This window comes from Streptomyces sp. NPDC020965 (genome assembly GCF_044333555.1).
Taxonomy (GTDB): Bacteria; Actinomycetota; Actinomycetes; order Streptomycetales; family Streptomycetaceae; genus Streptomyces.
On sequence record NZ_JBIRRE010000031.1, the window covers coordinates 1 to 2,727 of the forward strand.

General features: G+C 57.7%; 2 rRNA genes (1 of these 2 only partly in view). Both read left to right on the forward strand.

Features of this window, described 5'->3' with window-relative positions:
* The first annotated feature begins 230 nt into the window (after positions 1–230).
* A 16S ribosomal RNA gene (locus tag ACH4S7_RS36455) occupies positions 231–1,758 on the forward strand.
* Between the two features lie 324 nt (positions 1,759–2,082).
* Positions 2,083–2,727 (forward strand): 23S ribosomal RNA (locus ACH4S7_RS36460); it runs 2,579 nt beyond the window's last position.
* The 16S and 23S rRNA genes sit together here, the layout of an rRNA operon.

Below are 2,727 nucleotides of genomic sequence, written 5' to 3' on the forward strand. Positions count from 1 at the left end.
ACCGAAGGGAAGCGCCCGGAAGGACCTGAAAGGGTCTGAAGGAAGCGTCCGTTCCTTGAGAACTCAACAGCGTGCCAAAAGTCAACGCCAAATATGTTGATACCCCGTCCCCTTTCGGGGGGATGAGGTTCCTTTGAAGAAACAAAACACAGCGAGGACGTTGTGAACGGTTCGGATTATTCCTCCGACCGTTCCGCTCTCATGTGTGTTACCAGGATTACCTGGAAGCATTCACGGAGAGTTTGATCCTGGCTCAGGACGAACGCTGGCGGCGTGCTTAACACATGCAAGTCGAACGATGAACCCGCTTCGGTGGGGGATTAGTGGCGAACGGGTGAGTAACACGTGGGCAATCTGCCCTGCACTCTGGGACAAGCCCTGGAAACGGGGTCTAATACCGGATAATACTTTCTCCCGCATGGGAGAGGGTTAAAAGCTCCGGCGGTGCAGGATGAGCCCGCGGCCTATCAGCTTGTTGGTGGGGTGATGGCCTACCAAGGCGACGACGGGTAGCCGGCCTGAGAGGGCGACCGGCCACACTGGGACTGAGACACGGCCCAGACTCCTACGGGAGGCAGCAGTGGGGAATATTGCACAATGGGCGAAAGCCTGATGCAGCGACGCCGCGTGAGGGATGACGGCCTTCGGGTTGTAAACCTCTTTCAGCAGGGAAGAAGCGAAAGTGACGGTACCTGCAGAAGAAGCGCCGGCTAACTACGTGCCAGCAGCCGCGGTAATACGTAGGGCGCAAGCGTTGTCCGGAATTATTGGGCGTAAAGAGCTCGTAGGCGGCTTGTCACGTCGGTTGTGAAAGCCCGGGGCTTAACCCCGGGTCTGCAGTCGATACGGGCAGGCTAGAGTGTGGTAGGGGAGATCGGAATTCCTGGTGTAGCGGTGAAATGCGCAGATATCAGGAGGAACACCGGTGGCGAAGGCGGATCTCTGGGCCATTACTGACGCTGAGGAGCGAAAGCGTGGGGAGCGAACAGGATTAGATACCCTGGTAGTCCACGCCGTAAACGTTGGGAACTAGGTGTTGGCGACATTCCACGTCGTCGGTGCCGCAGCTAACGCATTAAGTTCCCCGCCTGGGGAGTACGGCCGCAAGGCTAAAACTCAAAGGAATTGACGGGGGCCCGCACAAGCAGCGGAGCATGTGGCTTAATTCGACGCAACGCGAAGAACCTTACCAAGGCTTGACATATACCGGAAACGGCCAGAGATGGTCGCCCCCTTGTGGTCGGTATACAGGTGGTGCATGGCTGTCGTCAGCTCGTGTCGTGAGATGTTGGGTTAAGTCCCGCAACGAGCGCAACCCTTGTTCTGTGTTGCCAGCATGCCCTTCGGGGTGATGGGGACTCACAGGAGACTGCCGGGGTCAACTCGGAGGAAGGTGGGGACGACGTCAAGTCATCATGCCCCTTATGTCTTGGGCTGCACACGTGCTACAATGGCCGGTACAAAGAGCTGCGATGCCGCAAGGCTGAGCGAATCTCAAAAAGCCGGTCTCAGTTCGGATTGGGGTCTGCAACTCGACCCCATGAAGTCGGAGTTGCTAGTAATCGCAGATCAGCATTGCTGCGGTGAATACGTTCCCGGGCCTTGTACACACCGCCCGTCACGTCACGAAAGTCGGTAACACCCGAAGCCGGTGGCCCAACCCCTTGTGGGAGGGAGCTGTCGAAGGTGGGACTGGCGATTGGGACGAAGTCGTAACAAGGTAGCCGTACCGGAAGGTGCGGCTGGATCACCTCCTTTCTAAGGAGCACTTCTTACCGGTGCAAGCCGGTCAAGGGGCCAGTTCATCGGCGAATGTTCGATGCTGGTTGCTCATGGGTGGAACGTTGACTATTCAGTGTCCTGGCCGGTGGGTCGACACACGAGTACTACTCCTTTACGGGGGTGTGGAAAGTGGGTTGCCGATGGGTGGGGATGTTGGGCGCGCTGTTGGGTGTCTGAGGGTACGGACCTTAGGGTTTGTGTCTTCGGGTTGCCGGCCCCAGTGAACTCTGCCCCGTGTGGGTGGGGGTGGTGGGTGGTTGGTCGTTGTTTGAGAACTGCACAGTGGACGCGAGCATCTGTGGCCAAGTTTTTAAGGGCGCACGGTGGATGCCTTGGTACCAGGAACCGATGAAGGACGTGGGAGGCCACGATAGTCCCCGGGGAGCCGTCAACCAGGCTTTGATCCGGGGGTTTCCGAATGGGGAAACCCGGCAGTCGTCATGGGCTGTCACCCGCTGCTGAACACATAGGCAGTGTGGAGGGAACGAGGGGAAGTGAAACATCTCAGTACCCTCAGGAAGAGAAAACAACCGTGATTCCGGGAGTAGTGGCGAGCGAAACCGGATGAGGCCAAACCGTATGTGTGTGATACCCGGCAGGGGTTGCGCATACGGGGTTGTGGGATCTCTCTTTCACAGTCTGCCGGCTGTGAGACAAGTCAGAAACCGTATGGATAGGCGAAGGACATGCGAAAGGTCCGGCGTAGAGGGTAAGACCCCCGTAGCTGAAATTCATGCGGCTTGTTTGAGAGACACCCAAGTAGCACGGGGCCCGAGAAATCCCGTGTGAATCTGGCGGGACCACCCGTTAAGCCTAAATATTCCCTGGTGACCGATAGCGGATAGTACCGTGAGGGAATGGTGAAAAGTACCGCGGGAGCGGAGTGAAATAGTACCTGAAACCGTGTGCCTACAAGCCGTGGGAGCGTCGGGATGGAGCTTGCTC